Source organism: bacterium, assembly GCA_026708015.1.
GTDB lineage: Bacteria > Actinomycetota > Acidimicrobiia > Acidimicrobiales > Bin134 > Poriferisocius.
Map to the genome: position 1 here is coordinate 164,077 of JAPOVT010000048.1, position 19,750 is coordinate 183,826.

General features: G+C 64.5%; 15 protein-coding genes, 1 tRNA gene and 1 pseudogene. 10 read left to right on the top strand and 7 right to left on the bottom strand.

Features of this window, described 5'->3' with window-relative positions; translation table 11 throughout:
- The first annotated feature begins 32 nt into the window (after nucleotides 1-32).
- From OXG30_11430 to OXG30_11445, 4 genes are read left to right on the top strand one after another with little or no spacing between them, the layout of a single operon-like run.
- Nucleotides 33-953, top strand: a complete 921-nt coding sequence (locus OXG30_11430) for a branched-chain amino acid transaminase (GenBank protein ID MCY4135506.1) — start codon at nucleotides 33-35, stop codon at nucleotides 951-953.
- Nucleotides 940-2,592: a citramalate synthase gene (gene cimA / locus OXG30_11435; GenBank protein ID MCY4135507.1), complete on the top strand. Its 1,653-nt coding sequence runs from the start codon at nucleotides 940-942 to the stop codon at nucleotides 2,590-2,592. Before OXG30_11430 ends, cimA begins: the two co-directional genes overlap by 14 nt.
- 2 nt (nucleotides 2,593-2,594) lie before the next feature.
- Nucleotides 2,595-3,128 (top strand): hypothetical protein, encoded by a 534-nt coding sequence (locus OXG30_11440; protein MCY4135508.1) that lies wholly within the window; start codon nucleotides 2,595-2,597, stop codon nucleotides 3,126-3,128.
- 53 nt (nucleotides 3,129-3,181) lie between these two features.
- Complete coding sequence (locus tag OXG30_11445; protein MCY4135509.1) at nucleotides 3,182-4,531, top strand: glutamate--tRNA ligase family protein; 1,350 nt, start codon at nucleotides 3,182-3,184, stop codon at nucleotides 4,529-4,531.
- 73 nt (nucleotides 4,532-4,604) lie between these two features.
- Here the strand turns inward: OXG30_11445 and OXG30_11450 are convergent, their stop codons facing one another.
- From OXG30_11450 to OXG30_11460, 3 genes are all read right to left on the bottom strand, one after another.
- Nucleotides 4,605-5,882 carry a DUF222 domain-containing protein gene (locus OXG30_11450; GenBank protein MCY4135510.1) on the bottom strand — a complete coding sequence of 426 codons (1,278 nt, stop codon included), beginning with the start codon at nucleotides 5,880-5,882 and terminating at the stop codon, nucleotides 4,605-4,607.
- A 109-nt stretch (nucleotides 5,883-5,991) separates the two neighbouring features.
- On the bottom strand, nucleotides 5,992-6,684 hold the full coding sequence (locus OXG30_11455; protein ID MCY4135511.1) for a hypothetical protein: 693 nt from the start codon (nucleotides 6,682-6,684) through the stop codon (nucleotides 5,992-5,994).
- A 474-nt stretch (nucleotides 6,685-7,158) separates the two neighbouring features.
- Nucleotides 7,159-11,436 (bottom strand): DEAD/DEAH box helicase family protein, encoded by a 4,278-nt coding sequence (locus OXG30_11460; protein ID MCY4135512.1) that lies wholly within the window; start codon nucleotides 11,434-11,436, stop codon nucleotides 7,159-7,161.
- Between the two features lie 156 nt (nucleotides 11,437-11,592).
- Here OXG30_11460 and OXG30_11465 point away from each other — a divergent pair.
- A tRNA-Gln gene (locus tag OXG30_11465) sits at nucleotides 11,593-11,667 on the top strand.
- A 27-nt stretch (nucleotides 11,668-11,694) separates the two neighbouring features.
- Here OXG30_11465 and OXG30_11470 read toward each other — a convergent pair.
- Nucleotides 11,695-12,834, bottom strand: coding sequence for a Fic family protein (locus tag OXG30_11470; protein MCY4135513.1), 1,140 nt, complete (start codon nucleotides 12,832-12,834; stop codon nucleotides 11,695-11,697).
- Nucleotides 12,835-13,107: 273 nt separating this feature from the next.
- Here OXG30_11470 and OXG30_11475 point away from each other — a divergent pair, with 273 nt between their 5' ends.
- Complete coding sequence (locus OXG30_11475; GenBank protein ID MCY4135514.1) at nucleotides 13,108-13,401, top strand: hypothetical protein; 294 nt, start codon at nucleotides 13,108-13,110, stop codon at nucleotides 13,399-13,401.
- On the opposite strand, the gene OXG30_11480 is transcribed toward OXG30_11475, so the two are convergent.
- A complete protein-coding gene (locus OXG30_11480) occupies nucleotides 13,398-14,534 on the bottom strand; it encodes a cysteine desulfurase family protein (protein ID MCY4135515.1) in 1,137 nt (378 codons plus the stop codon). The genes OXG30_11475 and OXG30_11480 overlap by 4 nt on opposite strands.
- 109 nt (nucleotides 14,535-14,643) lie before the next feature.
- On the opposite strand from OXG30_11480, the pseudogene OXG30_11485 reads away from it, so the two are divergent.
- From OXG30_11485 to OXG30_11495, 3 genes and pseudogenes are all read left to right on the top strand, one after another.
- A pseudogene (locus tag OXG30_11485) lies at nucleotides 14,644-15,450 on the top strand (Mrp/NBP35 family ATP-binding protein).
- A 23-nt stretch (nucleotides 15,451-15,473) separates the two neighbouring features.
- Nucleotides 15,474-15,704 (top strand): DUF3107 domain-containing protein, encoded by a 231-nt coding sequence (locus OXG30_11490; protein MCY4135516.1) that lies wholly within the window; start codon nucleotides 15,474-15,476, stop codon nucleotides 15,702-15,704.
- A 26-nt stretch (nucleotides 15,705-15,730) separates the two neighbouring features.
- Entirely contained in the window at nucleotides 15,731-17,221 is a 1,491-nt protein-coding gene (locus OXG30_11495) for a histidine kinase N-terminal domain-containing protein (GenBank protein ID MCY4135517.1), read from the top strand.
- On the opposite strand, the gene OXG30_11500 is transcribed toward OXG30_11495, so the two are convergent.
- Nucleotides 17,208-17,495 (bottom strand): WhiB family transcriptional regulator, encoded by a 288-nt coding sequence (locus tag OXG30_11500; protein MCY4135518.1) that lies wholly within the window; start codon nucleotides 17,493-17,495, stop codon nucleotides 17,208-17,210. The two genes, OXG30_11495 and OXG30_11500, sit on opposite strands and share 14 nt — an antisense overlap.
- A 118-nt stretch (nucleotides 17,496-17,613) precedes the next feature.
- On the opposite strand from OXG30_11500, the gene OXG30_11505 reads away from it, so the two are divergent.
- Nucleotides 17,614-18,324 carry a glycerophosphodiester phosphodiesterase gene (locus OXG30_11505; protein MCY4135519.1) on the top strand — a complete coding sequence of 237 codons (711 nt, stop codon included), beginning with the start codon at nucleotides 17,614-17,616 and terminating at the stop codon, nucleotides 18,322-18,324.
- Nucleotides 18,325-18,467: 143 nt separating this feature from the next.
- On the opposite strand, the gene OXG30_11510 is transcribed toward OXG30_11505, so the two are convergent.
- On the bottom strand, nucleotides 18,468-19,739 hold the full coding sequence (locus OXG30_11510) for a DUF222 domain-containing protein (GenBank protein ID MCY4135520.1): 1,272 nt from the start codon (nucleotides 19,737-19,739) through the stop codon (nucleotides 18,468-18,470).
- Between the last annotated feature and the right edge of the window lie 11 nt (nucleotides 19,740-19,750).

Consider the following 19,750-nt stretch of genomic DNA (forward strand, 5'->3'; position numbering starts at 1 on the left):
GAGGCTATGCCCGCAGAAAGGAACTGAGCACGATGCCAATCGAGACCACGGAGAAGGTGTGGATGGACGGCGAGCTGGTGGACTGGGCCGACGCCACTGTGCATGTGCTCACCCACACGCTCCACTACGGCAACGGCGTCTTCGAGGGCATCCGGGCCTATGAGACCGACGAGGGCGCGGCGGTGTTCCGGCTCACCCCCCACATCCGTCGCCTGTTCGCCAGTGCCAAGATCCTCCAAATCGACATCCCCTACACCGTGGACGAGCTGGTGGCCGCCACCAAAGAGACCGTGCGGGTCAACAACATGATGAGCTGCTACATCCGCCCTCTGGCCTATCTGGGATATGGCGAGATGGGGCTCAATCCGCTGCCCTGCCAGGTGAACGTGGCCATCGCCGTGTGGCCGTGGGGCGCATATCTCGGGGACGAGGGAATTCGCAACGGGGTGCGGCTCATGGTCAGCTCCTGGCAGCGCCACGACCCCAACTCCATGCCCACCGCGGCCAAGGGCTGCGGGCACTACATCAACAGCCAGCTCGCCAAGGTGCAGGCGGTGAAGGCCGGCTACGACGAGGCGGTTCTGCTGTCGCCCCAGGGCTTTGTGAGCGAGTGTACCGGGGAGAATCTGTTCGTGGTACGCGATGGCACCATCGTCACCCCGCCCACCTCGGTGGGGGCGTTGGAGGGCATCACCCAAGACGCCATCCGCACCATGGCCTCCGACCTGGGCATTCCCTATGTGGCCGACAACCTGCTGCGCAGCGACCTGTATCTGGCCGACGAGGCCTTCTTGTCGGGCACCGCGGCCGAGGTGGTTCCCATCCGGTCGGTCGACGACCGCGAGATCGGTGACCCCGGTCCGATAACCCGCAAGATCCAAGAGGTGTTCCAGGACGCGGTGCGGGGCCGACAAGCCCAGTACCGGCATTGGAACGAGCATGTCGACCGCTGAGGCGGCCGGATCCCGGCCCCTGCCCGCCGCGGTAGAGATTTACGACACCACCCTTCGCGACGGGAGCCAGCTCGAGGGCATCTCCCTCACCGTGGAGGACAAGCTCCGCATTGCCCGCCAGCTCGACTATCTCGGTGTCCACTACATCGAGGGCGGCTGGCCCGGCTCCAATCCCAAAGACGACGAGTTCTTCGCCCGGGCCCTCGACGAGTTGGACCTGAAGACCAGCACCCTGGTGGCCTTCGGCTCTACCCGAAAGGTGAAGGGGCGCACTGACGATGATCTGACCTTGGCCAATCTGGTGGCCTCCGGCACCGAAGTGGCCTGCATTGTGGGAAAGTGCTGGGACTACCACGTACTCGAAGCTCTGCGGACCACCCTCGACGAAGGAGTGGCCATGGTGGCCGACTCGGTGCGGTTCTTGAGGGAGAACGGCATGCGGGTGTTCTTCGACGCCGAGCATTTCTTCGACGGCTACCAGAACAACCAGGAGTACAGCTTGGCGGTGCTAGAGGCGGCCGCGGTGGCCGGCGCCGATCGGCTGGTGCTGTGCGATACCAATGGAGGCTCGCTGCCCGCTCGGGTGGAGGACATCGTGGGCGCAGTGGTCGACTATCTGGACACTCCGGTGGGGGTCCACCTCCACGACGACACCGGGTGCGGGGTGGCCAACGCCCTTGCTGGAGTGCGGGCCGGGGCCACCCAGGTGCAGGGAACCATCAACGGCTATGGCGAGCGCACCGGCAATTGCAACCTGGTGCCCATCATTGCCAACCTCAGCCTCAAGATGGGGGTGGAGACCGTTCCCCCCGATCGGCTGGAGCGGCTCACCGCGGTGTCGCACCACGTTGCTGAGCTGGTGAACTTCCCGCCCGACCCCCAGCAGGCTTATGTGGGGTCGTCGGCGTTCGCCCACAAGGCCGGCCTCCACACCAGTGCCATCGCCCGCCGTCCCGATGCCTATGAGCACATCGAACCGGCCGCGGTGGGCAACGGAACCCGTTTCGTGGTGTCGGAGATGGCCGGACGCTCGACGGTGGAGCTCAAGGCCGAGGAATTGGGACTCGACCTCGACGGCAAGGCCGTCGGCGAGATCGTGGACACCCTCAAGAAGCTGGAGCATGCCGGCTACCACTTCGAGGTGGCCGACGCCTCTTTGGAGCTGTTGATGCGGGCGGCGTCGGGATGGACGCAGCCGTACTTCGAGTTGGAGTCGTTCAGAGTTTCCACCGAGCACCGGTCGGGCACCGGCGCCCGGGCTTGGAACGAAGTGGCAGTGGAGATGGACACCGAGGCCACGGTGAAGCTCCACGTAGGAGGCGAGCGCATCGTGGCCACCGGGGAGGGGAACGGACCGGTCAATGCCTTGCATGCTGGGCTAATGCTGGCCCTGGGCGACCGCTACCCGGCGTTCCGATCAATTGCTCTCATCGACTACAAGGTGAGGGTGCTTGACACCGCGGCGGGGACCGCGGCGGTGACCCGGGTGATCATCGACTCCACCAACGGCGACCGGGTTTGGACCACCATCGGCGTGTCCACCAACATCGTGGAAGCCAGTTGGCAGGCCCTGGTGGACAGCCTGGTGTTCGGGCTCTTGCACAGCGAAGACGGAGCCAACAATCAAAGCAAGGAGTAGCAATGGCCGCGCCTGACTATGTCCCCAACGAGACCGCAGTGGCCGACCGGCACTATGTGTCGCCGCCTCGTCGACCCCAGCCCTGGTTGGCTGATCGGCCCGCTGAGCTGACCGACGGCCAGCCGATGGGCGCCGGATTGGGCGTGCCCGGACCCGATCAGGGCTACGCCCTGCGCCTGGCCCGTCGCTTCGAGAGCGATTTGCTGCTGGGCCCCGGAGAGCACGCCGCCGATGCCATCGCCGGCTGCGTGGGGGTGGCGTTGAAGCGGGCGGCCTGCTTTGGTCGGGCGCCAGTGGCTGCCGATCTGGAGGTTGCCTTTCGGGTGTTCGGTTTCCTGCCCCCCGTCCCCGATGAGGCGCTGGTGGCGTGGCGCAAGGAGCTGTTCGGCGGCATCAGCCATCCCCACCACTACGCCGAGGCCCGGCAGTTAGTGGACCTGGTTTCGGAGGCGGCTCTGCGGATGACGCCCGGCGAGGTGGAGGCCGCCTGCCTCAACAACAGAGACGAACTGCTCGCGGTCGGCATCAGCCGGTGAGCCCGGCTGACCCTTCGACCGGTGGCTCGTCTGGCTCCCGGCCCGAAACCCCAGTGGGCGACAACCTGCCGCGAGTCCGGTTCGCCCCGTCGCCCACCGGATATCTCCATGTCGGCTCGGCTCGGACGGCGCTGTTCAACTGGCTGTACGCCCGCTCTGTCGGCGGGACCATGGTGTTGCGGATAGAGGACACCGACGAGAGCCGCAATCGCCCCGAGTTGACCGACGCCATCTTCGAGTATCTGGAGTGGTTGGGCATCCACTACGACGAGGGGCCGTTCTACCAGTCGGAGCGTCGGGACCGTCACCGGGAGGCAGTGCAGCAACTCCTGGACAACAGCCAGGCCTACCTGTGCGACGCCGACGACAACGAGCTGACTGGCACCGAGATGGCCGAGGGCCGGGCGGTGCGGTTCAGGACCCCCGAAGGCACCACGGTGATCGACGACGTGGTCCGGGGCGAGGTGGCCGTGGACCACGCCCAACTAGGCGATTTCGTGATCTGGCGCTCCGATGGCTCGCCCACGTTCGTGCTGGCCAACGCGGTGGACGATGCTGACATGGCCATCACCCACGCCATCCGGGGCGAGGATCTGCTGTCGAGCACCCCTCGGGCCGTGCTGGTGGCCGAGGCGCTGGGAGCGACTCCGCCGATCTACGCCCACCTGCCCCTTCTGGTGAACGAGCAGCGCAAAAAGCTGTCCAAGCGCCGCGACGACGTGTCGCTGGAGAGCTACCGGCGGCGGGGCTTCTTGGCCTCGGCCATGGCGAACTACCTGGCGCTATTGGGATGGGGGCCGCGCGACGGGGTGGAGATCAGGCCCATGGCCGACATCATCGGGCAGTTCCGGCTGGAGGACGTGAACAAGGCGCCGGCGTTTTTTGACCTGGCCAAGCTGGAGCACTTCAACGGGGTGTACCTCAGAGAGCTTGACCTCGAAGAGTTGCTGGCCGCGCTGGCCCCCTATCTGGAATCCGGCCCGGTGCCGTGGCCCGCCGAGCGTTATCGCCCCGACGTCGTGGTCGCCATGGCCCCGCTAGTACAAGAGAAGCTGCGCACGCTCGACGGAATCGTGCCCCAGGTGGACTGGCTGTTCTGCCCCGACCCACCCATGGACGAGGCGTCATGGGACAAGGCCGTAGTACGGGGCAAGGCCTCAGCCGAGATCCTCGACGGAACCATCGCCGCGCTGGCCGACTGCTCCTGGGATCCCGACACCGTCAAGGACGCGGTGTTCGCAGTAGGGGAGGCCCTTGGCGTCAACCGCTCCAAGTCCCAGGCCCCCGTCAGGGTCGCTGTCACCGGACGCTCAGTAGGCCCCCCGCTCTTCGAGCCCATGGTCCACCACCTCACCCGCGAAGAAGTCCTCCGCCGCCTGCGAGCAGCCCGCACCCGCCTCTAGAGCTGCAATACCCAGTCGGGCGCGCTGCGACCAATCAACAGAGTTCGGTTTGCCATGCTGGGCAACCGCGGGTTCAAGCCGCGCCGAGTAGCAGGGGTTCTCGTGACCCGAGCGTTCCGGGTGGGGGTTTGTTGTGGTATCCGGTTTGGCAGCAGCTATCGGGGTCGGGGCTGAAGGGGTCGGGATCGAGCATGGGTTGGAGTTCGTATTTCCCGGTGTAGGAGCACTTCACGACTGCCCAGTTTCGGTCGTGGATGTCGTGGTGGCAGGCGGTGCAGACCAAAACGAGGTTGTCCAGGTCGGTGGGGCCGCCTTGTTGCCAGGAGACGATGTGGTGGGCTTCGCACCACACGGCGGATTTGCCGCAGCCGACGCAGTGCTTATCGCGGATTATGAGGGCGGCCCGCTGAGCTTCGGTGGCCGAGCGGGCTTTGCGGCCCACATCGAGGGTCTGGAACTTCGTGTCGAACACGCTGGGAAGCAAGTCGGCGTCGCAGGCCAGCCTCAGCGTTTCTGCTTTCGTCAGCGGGGTTCCGTCGAGCAGGCGGGCATCGGCCATCTGCTGGCTGATCTGGTCCCAGCTGGCGGTCAGGATCAGCTTGGTGCCCTGCGGGCGCCGGTTCTCGGCCTCGGCGCAGACTAGGTGTTCGAGGGCATCGGCCATCCGCTGGCCGAATGTGGATTCTGTGGCGCCGTCTTGCTGGGTTCGGATTCTGCGCTCCTGAGCGGCTAGCGCGGCCTCGATCCTGTTGCCTGCCTCGGGGTCGAAACGTCCGTACACGTCGTACATGCCATCTTGCGGCGACTTGCGGATGCCGAAGTTGCGCTTTTGGAGTTGCCGGTCTCTCAATGACCTGCCGCCGTCGGAGGCTTGTTCGGTTTGGTGGTCGCGCACCGTTCGGGTGAACTGCCCGAAGTCTTCGGTCTTGGCCGCCTCGACCAGCGCGGTTTCGTCCACCGGTCCTTCAGAGGCGGCTCGGGCGATCAGCTTGGCATGATCAGCGGGTATTTCACCGGCTTGCAGCGCCTCGGCCGTCTCGGCTGCTTTGGATAGCCGTTCCGCGTCCATTAGCTCTTTGCGGGCTTGGCTGTTGGATGCGCCCAGGGTCTCCACGGCGGCTTGGCGAGCCGCACCTTGGCCCGATCGCTCAGACAGCGCCAACAGCGTCTTGGCTTTCAAGGCCGAAATAGTCGACTCGGCCTGGCCCAAATCTACGAGGCGCTGAGACAAATCAGACTCAGACAGCGCCGCCAAATCCACCGCGGGAACGCACACCGCAGCCCCGCACCCAGCGTTCCCGCCGGCCGCAGCTCTACTGCTGTTGCCCCTGGTAGATGGCCCTAAATCCATGCATGTAATCTTACACCCCACCAGTGACAACTACCCCCTGATTAAGCCCATCCTGCCGCACTTTTCAAAGAAAATTTGGATATTTCCCTTGGAAGGCTGGCCAGCGGAACTAGGTGGATGGGGGCAGTGAGGGTGGGAGGCTGTTGACGATTCGGGCGGTCTCGACGGAGAGGTGGATGAGGCGGCGGAGGTGTCGGATGAGGTTGAAGGGTTCGTCGGCCCAGGCGTGCCATCCGTTGGGATCGTCAGTGATGCCGCTGGGCTTGTCGTGCTTGTGGCGGAGGCTGTCGATGGCCCAGTCGAGCGGTGTGCGGCCCGACACGGTGTATTCGTGAGCCTCCTCAGGAATGTCGATGAGCAGGCAGCGAGGGTTGATCTCCAACGTTGAGCGGTCGGTCTCCTTGCCTTGTTTGGCCCACCGCATCTTCGTCTCGATGCGGTAGGCGGCGGGGTCGGCTTCGCCCTCGTCGGGCTGGCCGTCCACCAGGCAGACCACGGGGTGCTCGTCGACAGTCTCATAGTTGACGTGCAGGTCCATGAGCGCCCGTCCCGCGGCCCTAAACGCCTCGAAGTCGGGGGCGAGGGGCACCCTGGGCAGGTTGCGCTGGAGGTCGTGCTTGTACCGCTCCCGCCAGTCGGGTGCGTGCATCACCCCATAGAGGTACTCCCAGATGTCGTCTTTGGTGATGTGGCTGCCGTAGCGGGCATGGAACTGCTCCAGGCACCAGTCGGTGATGTTGTCAGTGTCGGCGGGTTCCGGGCTGGGCAGGCTGAGGCCAAGGGTGGGGGCGTTGTCGGTCATTTGCGTCGGGGGATGACTCGGTTTGCGGGATCAACAGCGTGCAGGTCGGACAGCAGGCCTGTGGCCAATGCCGCGAACCTGGTGCGGTTCGACGGGCTGCTCAACAGGATCGCCTCTGTTTGGGCATTGCCCGGGTTTGCTGGCCCGGCCCCATCAAGTGCAGGTCGGGCAGCGATCCCGTCGCCAGCACCCCGAAGATCGCCATATTCGACGGCCCCGCTATCAAGACTGCATTCCATCTCTGGTCCGCCTTGGGATGATCCTGCATCCTCCATCGAGTGTGTTGAGGTCGCTGATTGGCTTGGCTGAGAGGACCGAGAATCTTGTCCGGCTGGACGGACTGCTGACCATGATGGGGGGGTCATCGCACTCGGCGGGGGAGTGCCCTTGTCTGCCTCGACCCCGAGATCATGGCCAGATCGGGCAGCGTTGCTGTGGCCAGTGCTTGGAAGGTCATGTTGGAAGTTCCCGAGATCAAGATTGTCTCCGTCGGGGGACGGCTCGGGTGGGTTGGTTGGTTCCGTTGGCGCTGAGATCCATTGGGCAGTTGCTGGCGATTGCCCCGAAAATTGCCCTGTTGTTGGGTGAGGCGATGAGGATGGTGTTCTCTCTCTCTCTCTCTCTCTCTCTCGGGAACATGGCGGAGACGGTCTTGACGGAGGAAAGGATGCGGGGGTCCTCATAGAGCCAGAGTTTGGTGAACGGGCGGTAGAGCACTTCGCGGATGCGGGACTCGTCGAAAACGATCTCCTCGTTCTTGCGGAGCGACTGCTTGAGGGTGTCGGTCCACTTGATCGAGTCGAGTTCAACGTTTTCGGTGACATCAGCCAGGGACTCGCCCAATTCGTAGAGCATTCGAGCCTCTTCGTAGGAGTCGATGAGTTGCTCCACGCGACGGATCAGCTCTTGTCTGCTGAACGAGTAGACGTAGACGTCGCAGTTCGTCGCTAGCCCCAAGGCATGGTCCTTGATTGCGGTGTCTTCTCTTCGGCCTCTGGAACCGATTGCACAAACCGACACCAGTTCGCTGAAGGTTCCGTCGGTGAGGTTTACCCAGTCGTGGCCCTGGTTGATGGGGACGGTCTGGAACTGGTCGCTGGTCACATTGTCGAGGGTGGCGAGCCAGTCGAGCTTCTGAGGGAGCTTGCTGTATTCGGGAACTGTTGCGTAGTGCAGGGTGGCTGGCTCGTTTGGGTCTTTTTCGGGGTTGCGGACGAGCACGGTGATCTGTACGCCGTTGCGGGAGCCAGCGCCAAAGATCTTGTCGCCCTCACGCCTGAACTCATCGCCCGATTTCATGGCGTCGCCCAGCAGGTTGACTACGTAGATGTCGGTGAATTCGTCGCGCAGTGAGGCCCTCATACCGGCGAGCGATGTGCCGTTGGACAGTGAGTTGGGGTGGATGAAGGCCAACACCTTGCCGGAGTCTTGCTGGCTGACTGCATTGGCCAATCGGTCGGAGGCCCATCGGATGGCCTCCACGTAGAGATTGCCAGAGGACTTGCCGGCACCGCGCCCGGTGATCTGCTTGTGCCGCTTTCCGTAGGTGTCGCGTACGCGTTCTTCGATATGGCCGTATTCAAGGTTGGGGTTGTCGTCGCCAGCGGACTTTTGGCCGGCGGACCAAGGAGGATTGCCCACGATCACTTGGATTGGCGCCTTGTTCTGGCGCTTGGCTCGGTCGGAGTTCTCGGCCATGTATTGGTCGAGGCCGAGCTGTTGGTGCATTTTCTCGTCGTCCATGAGAAACGTGTCGGTGAGCACGATGCCTTCGAACGGCGTGTAGCCGTGGACGCCATCGAACGCGCCTCTCTCGTCGGCAGCTTCTTCGATTTTCAGGGCGGCGATGTAGTAGGCGAGCAAGACGATCTCGTTGGCGTGCAGTTCGGTGGTGTATTTGCGGAGCAGATCATCGCTGCGGATCAGGTACTCGCCGTTGGCGCCCTTCAAGGTGAGCAAGCGGTTGATGAAGGTGCCGGTGCCGGTGAAGGGGTCGAGCACGTGAACATCTTCGGCGGTGAGGCCTTTTCCGAATTCTTGGCGGCACACCGCGTCTACAGAGCGCAGCACGAAGTCGACCAATTCCACGGGTGTGTACACGATGCCGAGCCGCTTCACGGTGGCGGCCATGGCCGCTTGGAAAAAGCCGTCGTACACCTCGCGAAGAACGTCGAGTTTCTGGGCGCCGGTAAGCGCGCCCTCGAAGGCATCGGCCATGCGGGCGTAAGCCCGAGTGAGGGGTCGTCGCTCGTGCTCAAAGGCGATGTTTTTGGCGGCGAATTCGTCCAGGAGCCGGTTGATCTGCTGCGAGACGGGGTTTTGGGTGGCGAATTGCGACCGCTCGAAGAAGGCGTCGAAGACCGGGATGGTCACAACGTGTTGAGCCACCATCTCTTGGGCATCGGCATCGGTGATCTGCGGACCTACCGTGCGCCGCATTGAGGTGGTGAATCGGTCGAATGCGGTGGCGAGTTCGGGGAACTCCAGCAGCACTGCCTGCACTCGTCGCTGGACCTTCACACAAACGTCAGCGGCCATCTTTCCCCAGTGGGGCCACATCTGGCGGTCGCCGCAGACGTCTACCAGCTTGGAGGCGATCTTGTCGTCGAGGGCCATCTGAAGCTGGACGGCCTCGCCCACGCCTGTGCTGGTCTCGGTTTCGTCGTCGGCCTCCGGGGGGCTTGTGCTCTTGGTGCGATCGAGTACTCGTATGGGAGCCTTCTGCTTGGCCACCTCGACGTTGTTTACCCAAAAGTTGACTCGCTCGTCGTGCGACCGCAGCGCCCGGACTACGTCCCACACCACTTTGAAGTCGCTGCCGTTCAACACCGACTCAGAGGAAATGGTCTCGTCATCGGCCACGACCACCGGAATGACCACGTAGCCGCGTCTTTTGCCGGGCGCGGTTCGCATCGCTCGACCCACCGCCTGGGTGATGTCGATCTTGGAGGTGCGCCGGTCCAAGAAGATGACGGCATCGAGAGCGGGCACATCAACGCCTTCGGTGAGGACTCGGGCATTCGTCACCACTCGGCACAGGCGGGGGTCGGCGTTCGGGTCGCTGCGGTGGTCTCTGAGGGCGCTGATGTGCATGTGGCGGGTGACAGCCGCGGTGGAGCCGTCAACGTGCTGCACGTCGAGCTGGAGGTACTCGCGGCCGCGGTCTTCCTCTCCCACGTTCTCGACCACCTTCGGCCACATCTCGGCGGTGAGCTGCGACGCCTTGACCCTGTTGGTGAAGGCGATGGCAGTGCGCGCGTGGGTGTCGTTGGCCATGTCGATCTGTCCGGTGTGGCGGTTGCCGCCCGCGCTGACCGTAAGCGGGTCGGCTAGGGCATCCCAGCAGCCGGCCAGTTTCACGTAGTCGTCGAAGGCGAGTCCCGTATCGGCGTGGCTTATCTCGGAGTCGGACTCGTAGGTGCGGCGCAGGTCGCGGTCGGAAACCGCGATGACCACCACCTCGTAATCCGAAAGCCAGCCGCTGTCGACAGCCTCTGCGAACTCCATGTTGTAGAGCACGGGGCCGTACACCGTCTCGTCGTCCATCGAGAAGCTGTCGACTTCATTGGCCTCGGCCTTCTGCTTGGCCTTCTCGGTGAACACCCGTGGAGTGGCGGTCATATAGAGCCGGCGGTGCCCCCTCACATGGTTGTTGTCGTGAACCATACGGAAACCGGATTTGTCTTCGCCGGTGTTCTGTTCGAACTTGGCGGATTCGACGCCGGTTGTGCGATGGGCTTCATCGCAGATGATGAGATCGAATTCAGCGGCGCCCTGCTCTTGGTTCTCTGCGACCTTGGGGAGGGATTGGTAGGTGCAGAACACCACGGCCATGACTTCGGGATCGGCAAGACGATCGAGTTCTGGGCGGAGCCTGGCGGAATCGGTGGTTACCGGCATGGCCAGCTCGGTGAGGTCGTCGGCAAGGTCGGCCTTCTTGGCGGAGCGGCGACCAGAAGTGGGATCGGAGCAAACCCCGAGATAGCGGTGGCGGAGCGACTTCTGCGCGGCCCACTCGCGCATCGTCTGACCCATCAGGGCAATCGAGGGCACCACACACAGCACCCGCCCGCCTTTGCCGGCCAGCTTCTCGGCGATCCACAGCGCCACCACTGACTTGCCGGTGCCACAGGGCAGGACCATCTGGCCCCGGCTGTCGGAATTGTTGAGGCCTTCTACAACCGCCCGCACAGCATCGTGTTGATAGGGGCGCGGCGCGTATCTTTTCGCATTGAATTCGAGGGCCCCAGGCCGGTCGAGGAAGTCCTCCCAGCGAACATCCCAACCGTTGATGGTGCTCCGGTCGAGCACTTCGCAGCGCGGCGTGGCCTTCTCGATCTTTCGCCAAGCGTTGTCGGTCAGTCCGCCGGTGGCCACCAGCAGACGGGCGGAAAAGTCGTCGGTGCCCGACTCCGCCAAGAACGAGTCCACCGCGCTGGTGGGAACCGTGGAGGTGTCCTCGTACGCCTTGCACTGGATAGCGCACAGCCCGCCGCCGAAGTCGTCGCTCTGCTCGGCAACCAGATCGATGCCGCAATCTGGGCCGAACCCCCTTTTGCGGCGATCGGGCCACTCCGACCAGCGCCAAACCTTCTCGAAGCGAGTCTCCCCGTACTCCCCAGGGTGCTTTTGCAGCGCCTCGGCTATCAGGCGCTCAAACAATTGACCCCGAAGCTGGGGCTTGTCTGGCCCCCGCTCCTTCAAAAGGGTGATTACATCCCGATGGCTACCTGGGGGGGGGGGGGGGGTCATTGCCGAGACATGGTAGTCAGAAGCGTCATATTGCTCTGAATTGCTAGCCGGGAGTTGGCACGAACCTGAACGAAGGCGCAAGGCGCAGGTCAACCCGCTACCGCCTCTAAAGCGTTGCCCCTCCGCCGGGATAGGGGAGTACACTGGCCGCTGCTTTCGGGAGTGGTGTAATTGGCAACACACCGGGTTCTGGTCCCGATATTGGGGGTTCGAGTCCTCCCTCCCGAGCCAGCCGAATGTGATTGAAGTCGTCGACCTTCAAACGCCCCAGATGTGGAACAGGTCGGGGGTGGCGAACCAGTGGCGGGTGCGGCCGGGGGTGGAGGTCGGTACGTCGATGGGGGACAGGATGGCGCGGGAGGCGAGCGCAGACAGGGCGGTGCGGGCGCTGCGCTCGCTGGTGCCGAGCAGATCGGCGACGTCGCCTGCACTCAACAGCGGGTGGGCGGGCAGATAGGAGAGCAGCGCTCGTGCCGAGTGGTCGGCTCGCAGATCGGCGACTGCCTCTTCCCATTGAGCTAGTAGCGCGCTGGTTTGATCGATGATCTGGTGGGTGGTGGAAGCAGCCCTTTGAGCGGTTTCGGCGAACCACTTGACCCACGGTTCGAGGGTTCCCTGTTCGTAGAGTCGGAGGCCGGATAGGTAGCCGCCGGGGTCACGGACGATGGCCATGCTGACGGGGACGGTGGATCGAACGGTGGTCTCTCGCCGTCGCAGGGTTCGGCTGATCAGCGCCCGTCCGAGGCGACCGTTGCCGTCGCCGTAGGGGTGGATGGCCTCGAACTGGGCGTGGATCACCGCCGCGTGGGAGACCGGGTCGAGGTCTTCGGGGGTGGCGTTGGCGAAGGCGATCAGGTCGTCGATCAGCCGCGGTATCTCCGCGGGCGGCGGGGGGACGTAGGCCGCGTCGAGAGGGGAGCTGCCGCCCACCCAGCCCATCGCGGGGCGGAACACTCCGACCATGTCGGGGGGAAGATTCCCATGCTGCATGAGCTGTCGATGCCATCGGTGCAGCGCGTCGACGGTCAGTGGCTCATGGGCGGTTTCCAAAGCCCGGTCGATCACTACCAGGTTGGCGGCCACCCAGCCCGCGGTGCCGCCCGCGCTGGTTCGCTCCGCAATCAGCACGGATTCGATGGGCTCGCGCAGCCCCTCGATGCCCGAGGATGCCACTCCCTCGTTGCGCAGTAGGAGCCTGGCCATAGCTTCCCAACGGTCGGGCAGCCGGGCGTCGGCGAGCCGCAAGGCAGCGCAGGCCCGCTCGCTGGCCCGTGCAGCAGAGGCGGACAGCTCCATGGGGCGCTCTCGAAGAAGAGCCGGGACCCACGCTTGGACCGGTCGGCCATTCCAGTCGATCTCAACCGAAAATCCCGAATAGCCTTCCGAATCTGCGGCCATTTCGGAAGACTACCATTCTAACCTTCCGAAACAGAGTTGGTTTCGGAAGGTTTATTGCATATCTTTCCGAAACTAGTTTCCCAAAAGGGCCGCACAGGCATGCTGACTGCATTTCGTTCCGCATCTCATTCCGCTTGAGTCACCACAGCGCTTGTCGCGGCGATGTTCTCAATTGGAGTCCCGACTCAGTAACCTCTGTGCATCCTGATCTCGTTTGATATCGACGGCACGTTGGAGTGCGGTGATCCGCCGGGGCCGATTTTGCTGGAGGCGATGCGGCAGGCCAAGGCCAGGGGATATGTGATCGGCAGCGGCTCCGACCGGGTGCGCTCCGACCAGCAGCGACTGTGGGACATCCACGGAATCGACGTGGACTTTGTGGGGGGCAAGCACCACTTGGACGAGGTGCGGAGTCAGTTCGAGGCCAGCCGCTACATCCACATCGGCGATACCGATGTCGACCGGTACTACGCCGAGGCGGCCGGGTTCGAGTTCCTGCATGTGGAGGAGCTGAATGGCGTATCCAACGCGCTGGCCGGCGCTGATTTCTTCGACTGGCTGGGTTAGCGCTTGAGCTGACGCAAGTCGGCTAAGGCCTCCTTGAGGGCGTCGGCCGCGGCGACCACGTCTTCGTCCACCGTTGACCAGCCCACCGACAGGCGCAGTGAGTGGTGGGCATCCACGCCCATGGCCTCGAGCACAGGCGATGGCTCCAGCGACTCCGAAGCGCACGAGCTGCCGGAGTGAGCGGCCACCCCGGCCCGGTCCAGGGCGATCAGCACGGCCTGGGGCTCCACATCGGCGATGCCCAGACACACCAAGTGGGGCAGGCGCTGGGTTGCGTGGCCATACAGCGCGACACCTTCAATGCTCTGAGCCGAGTCGCGCAGCTTGTCCGATTGCGTTTGGGCCCGGCTGGCCTCCTGCTCCAAGCCGCCGTCCTGGAGCACCCCGCAGGCGGCGGCGAAACCGGCGATGGCCGCGCCGTTTTCCAGACCGGCCCGGCGGGCTCGCTCCTGGTCGCCGCCTTCCAAGAGCGGCACTAGGCGCAGGCCGCGGCGCACCAGCAAGGCTCCGATGCCCGGCGGGCCCCCAAACTTGTGGGCGCTGATCGACATCAAGTCGGCGCCGGTCTCGGCAAAGTCGATGGGAACCCGGCTCGCGGCTGCGGCGGCGTCCACATGGATGAGCACTTCCGGCGACCGCTCACGGCAAGCCGCCGCTACCTCGGCCACCGGCTGCACCGTTCCCACCTCGTGGTTGGCCCACTGGCAGTGGACGGCGGCGGTGTCGGGCCCGATGGCCGCGGCCATCTCGGCGGGGTCCACCCGCCCGGTGCTGTCCACTCCCACCACGGTGGCCCGGTGGTCGCTCGCTTCCAGCCGCTCGACCGACAGCCGCACGGCAGAGTGCTCCACCGCGCTGAGCACCTGGTGGGTTCCCCGGTACGATGCCCCCCGCACCGCGGCGGCGATCGACTCGGTAGCTCCGCTGGTGAACACCACTTCCCGCGATCGGGCGCCGAAGCAGTCGGCCACCTTCTGGCGGGCCTGCTCGATCTCATAGCGGGCTGCGATCGCCTCGGCATGCATCCGGGAGGGGTCGCCGTGGCTGGCGGCCCACCACTGGTTCATGGCCGACAGGGCCTCGGGCCGAATAGGCGACGTGGACGCGTGGTCGAGATAGTGGCGTCCGGTCATGGCACTGAAAGGGTCATAGCGCTGGGTTGGTCACGGCACAGGGATTTCTGAGTCGATGCCGTAATCTACCGGCATGGCTCCCGCAGGCGACACCCCCGCCCCGCCGCGCCGGACCATCCCGTTCGCCAACCCGGAGTCCACCACCAGAGTGTTGCTGATCGCCTCGGGCAAAGGCGGCGTGGGCAAGTCGTCGGTCACGGTCAACTTGGGGGTCGCCTTGGCCGCCGCCGGGCATCGCACTGCGGTGGTGGATGCCGACGTGTGGGGCTTCTCCGTTCCTCGGATGCTGGGCATCGACCAAGAACCGCAAATGGTGGGCGAGATGATCGTGCCGCCCGAGGCCCACGGCGTGCGGTGCATTTCCATGGGGTTCTTCGCCGAAGAAGACCAAGCGGTGATCTGGCGGGGGCCCATGCTGCACAAGGCGCTGGAGCAGTTTCTCACCGACGTGGCCTGGGACGATCCCGACTTCCTGCTGGTGGACCTGCCTCCGGGCACCGGGGACATATCCATCTCCCTGGCTCAGTTCCTGCCCCGCTCCGAGGTCTACGTGGTCACTACTCCCCAGCCGGCCGCCCAGCGGGTGGCTCAGCGGGCCGCGTTCATGGCCGAGAAGGTGAACCTCACCGTGCGAGGGGTGATCGAGAACATGAGCTGGTTCACCGGTGACGACGGCAAGCGGTACGAGCTGTTCGGCGCCGGAGGAGGCCAAGAGCTGGCCGACCGGCTCGAAGTGCCGCTGATCGGGCAGGTGCCGCTGATTCCCGCCCTTCGGGAGGGTGCTGATAGCGGCCGGCCCATCGCCGCCGAGGCTCCAGATTCCGAAGCCGGCCAGTCCTTTGCCGCCATGGCCGCCCATCTGGTGGGCAACCCGCCGCCCCGGCGCATCTACAGCCCAGAGCTGAAGATCAATTAGATCCAATTCAAGGAGAGCAATCAATGCATGTTCGAATCGGCGTCATCCGCAGCCAGAAGGAGATCGAGGTGGAGCTGGACCCCGACTCCGAGATAGAGACAGTGAAGAAAGCCATCACCGCGGGCCTGGCGTCGGGCGAAATGCTGTGGCTCACCGACCACCGGGGCCGCGAGGTGGGCGTCCCGGCCTCAAGCGTGGCCTACGTGGAGCTCGACCCCTCAGCCTCCGGTCGATCCATCGGCTTCGGGAGCTAGTCGATTCCCAGCCCTAAACTTGCCCAATGGCGAGCCTGGAGGAATTGGCCCCCGGTCTGGCCAAGTCGCGCCTGAACCACCTCCAGCGGCTCATGCGGACGTGGGCGCCGCTGGCTGACATCTCCTTTGCCGATCTGCTCTTGTATGTGCCCGCCAGCCCTACCACCGAAATCCCGGCGAGCTACGCCATAGCGGGGCAGATCCGGCCCACCACAGCCCGCTCCATCCATCGCAACAACTTGGTGGGATCGGTCTTCACCCCGGAGCAGCGCCCGCTGGTGGACGTGGCCTATCGGGAGGGGCGGATCACCGACGGCGGGCGGATCGGCTACACCGACCAGCCCCGCATTCGCACGCTGACTGTGCCGGTGAACTGCCATGGCGAGGTGGTGGCGGTGATGGCCCGGGAGTTCGATCCCGACACCCAGCGCAACCCCGGCGAGCTGGAGATGAGCTACTTCAAGCTGTTCCGGCGGCTGGCGACCATGATCGCCGAAGGGGAGTACCCCTTCCCGGTGGACGACATCGAGACCGAGGAGTCTCCCCGGGTGGGCGACGGGCTGATGCTGCTTGACTCCTCAGGCCGGGTTCAGCTCACCTCGCCCAACGCCGCCTCGGCATTGCATCGCATTGGCCTCCACAGCGACGTGGAGGGTCGCCGGTTGGTGGATATCGGCTTGGAGCAGCGGGCCATCCGGGCTGCGTTCGCCTCCCGTCTGCCCCAGACCGAGGAGATCCAGCACGGGGACCGGGGAACCGTGGTGTTGCGCTGCCTGCCGCTGATCGGCCGGAGAGAGGTGACCGGCGCATTGGTGCTGATGCGGGACATCTCCGAGCTGCGGCGCCGAGACCGGCTGTTGATGTCCAAAGACGCCACCATCGCCGAGATCCACCACCGGGTGAAGAACAACCTCCAGACGGTGTCGTCGCTATTGCGCTTGCAGGGGCGCCGGGCCGTCGCCGCCGAGGCCCGGGATGCCATCGAGGAGTCGGTGAGGCGCATCCGGGCCATCGCCATCGTGCATGAGATTCTGTCGCGCGACGCCAGCAGCGACGTACCGTTCGTGGAGATCGTGCGGTCGCTGGTACGCATGGTGGAGGAGGGCTTGACCGGCCCGGACCGGCCGGTTGAGTTCAAAGTGAGCGGCGATGCTGGAGAGCTGGCGGCCGACGTGGCCACCCCGCTGGCGGTGGTGCTGAACGAGTGTTTGCAGAACGTGATGGATCACGCCTACCCCGAGCCCCCCGGCGGGCAGGTGCGCATCGAGTTGGACAACGACGGCGATCAGGTGAAGGTGCGGGTGACTGACGACGGTGTCGGGCTGCCGCCCGGATTCGATGTAAGCAGCGCCGACGGGTTGGGCATTGCCATCGTAAGGAATCTGGTGAGCGCCGACCTGCGGGGCAGCATAACCATGAGCAACGGAGAGGGGGATCAGCCCCGTCGCGGCACCATTGTGGAAGTGGCCATTCCCCTGTTGGGGGCCGCCCCCCGCCAGAGCGCTAAGCCAAGATGATGGCGGCCTCGCGCTGCTCGGCCACCCTGCGGCGACGGAGCAGGCGGCGCTCGTCCTCGGAGGTGCCGCCCCAGATTCCCGAGTCCTGGTTGGTGGCCAAAGCGAACTCCAAGCAGTCGCTCTTGGCGTCGCAGGCCTGGCACACCACTTTGGCCGACTCGATCTGCTCGAGCGCCAACCCGGTGCTGCCCACCGGGAAGAACAGGTCGGGGTCGGTATCACGGCAGGCCGCTTGGCATCGCCAATCGTCCGCGCCGTTTTCAAATTTTTCCAGCAAGGTCTTCGTAATCACGCGGGCACAAGGATAGGGGTGGTCTACTGGTGTGGCAAGAGGGGCTTATGGTGAACATGTTTATTGCTGATAATCGTGTTGTAGTTGTGGGGATTTTCAAGTGCGGGTGATCGCCCATCGGGGAGCTTCAAAGGCTGAGCGGGAGAACACGCTGGAGGCGTTTCGCGAGGCGGTGCGGCAGCATGCCGACGGAATCGAACTCGACGTGAGGCGCACGGCCAACGACGTGCTAGTTGTGCACCACGATGCCCACCTGCCTGACGGCAGGGCCATCATCGAACTCCATGACAATGAGCTGCCCGACTGGGTACCGACTCTGGCCGAGGTCATGGACGTATGCCGGGCCCCGGCCTCCGAGCGGGAGTTTGTGATCAACATCGAGATCAAGAGCGCGCCCAACGATCCCGACTACGACGCCGAGCACCAGGTGTCGGCCGCGGTGGCCGGGCTGGTGCTCGGGTGGGGGATAGGAGAGCACCGCGGAGAGGTGATCGTCTCTTCGTTCGACATCGAGGCCCTCAATCGGATCAGGGCCATCGACCCTGGCATTCCCACTGCCTATCTGACCTTCGAGGTGTTAGCCCCCGAGCTACTGGTGGGCCGAGTAGTGGCCGCCGGTCACACCGCTATCCACCCCTACTTCGCTTCCACCAGCAAGGACCTCATCGACGCCGCCCATGCGGCCGGCGTTGAAGTCAACGTGTGGACCGTGAACGACCCAGACCAAATCGCCCAACTCACTGCCATCGGTGCCGACGCCGTAATTACCGACGTCCCCGATATCGCCCGCGAAGTTCTAGGTAGGGGCTAAGAGATAGCTCGCTAACCGAAGGTCCAGCCCACCCGGTTCGGTCCTTCAACTGAAATCTCGGCACCGAACCGGGATGAGGCCGAGTCCACCCTTACTCGCTGGACTATGACTTCTTCCCGGAATTGCCGAAACTGCTGTCGGCATCAGTTGAGTAGCACCGGTTGGTGGTTGCCTGGTCGAGTGGTGCTGACTCCTGTTTCGGGGAACGGGTCAGAATCCTTGGAGCGCGTGGCGGGTTTGGCCTGCCATGGTCTCAGGTGGGCGTAGGGTTTGGGCGGGGGTCTGAGTTCGTGGGTGCCGTCGTTTCGCCGGATCACTTCCCAGCCGTCGTCGTGAATATTGTGGTGGCAGCTTGTGCATACCAGCACGAGGTTGTCGATGTCGGTGCGCCCGCCTTTGAACCATTCTTCGATGTGGTGGGCCTCGCACCATACTGCTGACCGTCCGCAGCCGATGCAGTGCTTGTCTCGCGCGATGAGCGCGGCTCGCTGGGCCTCGGTGGCCGAGCGGTGTTTGCGTCCCACCCAGAGATCTTGGTTCTTGGTGTTGAACACGCAGGGCAGAACATCAGCGTCACAGGCCAGCCGCAGCGCCTCAGACATTGGCAGCTTGTCGCCGTCGGGCAAGCGCACATCGGCGATCTTGCCATCAACAGGGTTCCACTGTGCGGTCAAGATCAGTGTGGTGCCTTGCGGCCTACGGTCGCTGATGTCGGCACAGACCAGGTTCTCCAGCGCGTCGGCCAGGCGCTGGTCGAATGTGGCTTGATTGTCGGTTTTTTCATCGCTGCGCAGCCGGCGTTCTTCGGCAGCTAGCGCGGCCTCGATCCTGTTGCCGGCCTCAGGGTCGAACCGCCCGTTCAGATTGAACATGCCGTCCTCAGGAGACTTGAAGACGCGCAATATGCGGCGCTCCCGCTTTTTCTCGAAAAGAGACTTGCCGTCGTCGCCGGACTGCTCGTGCTGATGATCGCGCAGCGTCCGCGAGAAGGCACCGTAATCCTCGCGGCGGGCTGCCTCTACCAACACGGCCTCGTCGACCGGTCCCTGAGAGGCGGCCTTGGCAATCTGCTTGGCATGGCCCGCGGGAATCTCACCTGCCGCCAGTGCATCGAGTGTCTCGGGAACCTGAGAGAACTGGGAGGCGGTTTCCACCTCTCGACGGGCCTGTTGCTTGGAGGCCTGAAGTTCGTCCAGAGCCACTCTGCGGGCCAAGCCCTCACCGGCTCTACTGGAGTACTCAGCCAGCGCGGCCGTCTTCATTGCCGCCAGCCGGGCCTCGGACTTCTTGATCAGCCCCAGCCGCGCCCGCAACTCAGACAACGACAAGTCGGCCACATCCACCACCTCCGGCCACACCGGTTTGCTGGCAGGCCCATCAGCCCATTCCCCCTGTTCAGAGGCCATAAACTCCATGCAACAAGTCT

What these genes read in the sequence shown, in the direction of transcription:
- OXG30_11430 (MCY4135506.1), top strand. Translation starts at nt 33, where the DNA reads ATGCCAATCGAGACCACGGAGAAGGTGTGGATGGACGGCGAGCTGGTG.
- cimA (MCY4135507.1), top strand. Translation starts at nt 940, where the DNA reads ATGTCGACCGCTGAGGCGGCCGGATCCCGGCCCCTGCCCGCCGCGGTA.
- OXG30_11440 (MCY4135508.1), top strand. Translation starts at nt 2,595, where the DNA reads ATGGCCGCGCCTGACTATGTCCCCAACGAGACCGCAGTGGCCGACCGG.
- OXG30_11450 (MCY4135510.1), bottom strand. Translation starts at nt 5,882, where the DNA reads ATGGATTTAGGGCCATCTACCAGGGGCAACAGCAGTAGAGCTGCGGCC.
- OXG30_11455 (MCY4135511.1), bottom strand. Translation starts at nt 6,684, where the DNA reads ATGACCGACAACGCCCCCACCCTTGGCCTCAGCCTGCCCAGCCCGGAA.
- OXG30_11460 (MCY4135512.1), bottom strand. Translation starts at nt 11,436, where the DNA reads ATGACCCCCCCCCCCCCCCCAGGTAGCCATCGGGATGTAATCACCCTT.
- OXG30_11470 (MCY4135513.1), bottom strand. Translation starts at nt 12,834, where the DNA reads ATGGCCGCAGATTCGGAAGGCTATTCGGGATTTTCGGTTGAGATCGAC.
- OXG30_11475 (MCY4135514.1), top strand. Translation starts at nt 13,108, where the DNA reads ATGCGGCAGGCCAAGGCCAGGGGATATGTGATCGGCAGCGGCTCCGAC.
- OXG30_11480 (MCY4135515.1), bottom strand. Translation starts at nt 14,534, where the DNA reads ATGACCGGACGCCACTATCTCGACCACGCGTCCACGTCGCCTATTCGG.
- OXG30_11490 (MCY4135516.1), top strand. Translation starts at nt 15,474, where the DNA reads ATGCATGTTCGAATCGGCGTCATCCGCAGCCAGAAGGAGATCGAGGTG.
- OXG30_11495 (MCY4135517.1), top strand. Translation starts at nt 15,731, where the DNA reads ATGGCGAGCCTGGAGGAATTGGCCCCCGGTCTGGCCAAGTCGCGCCTG.
- OXG30_11510 (MCY4135520.1), bottom strand. Translation starts at nt 19,739, where the DNA reads ATGGAGTTTATGGCCTCTGAACAGGGGGAATGGGCTGATGGGCCTGCC.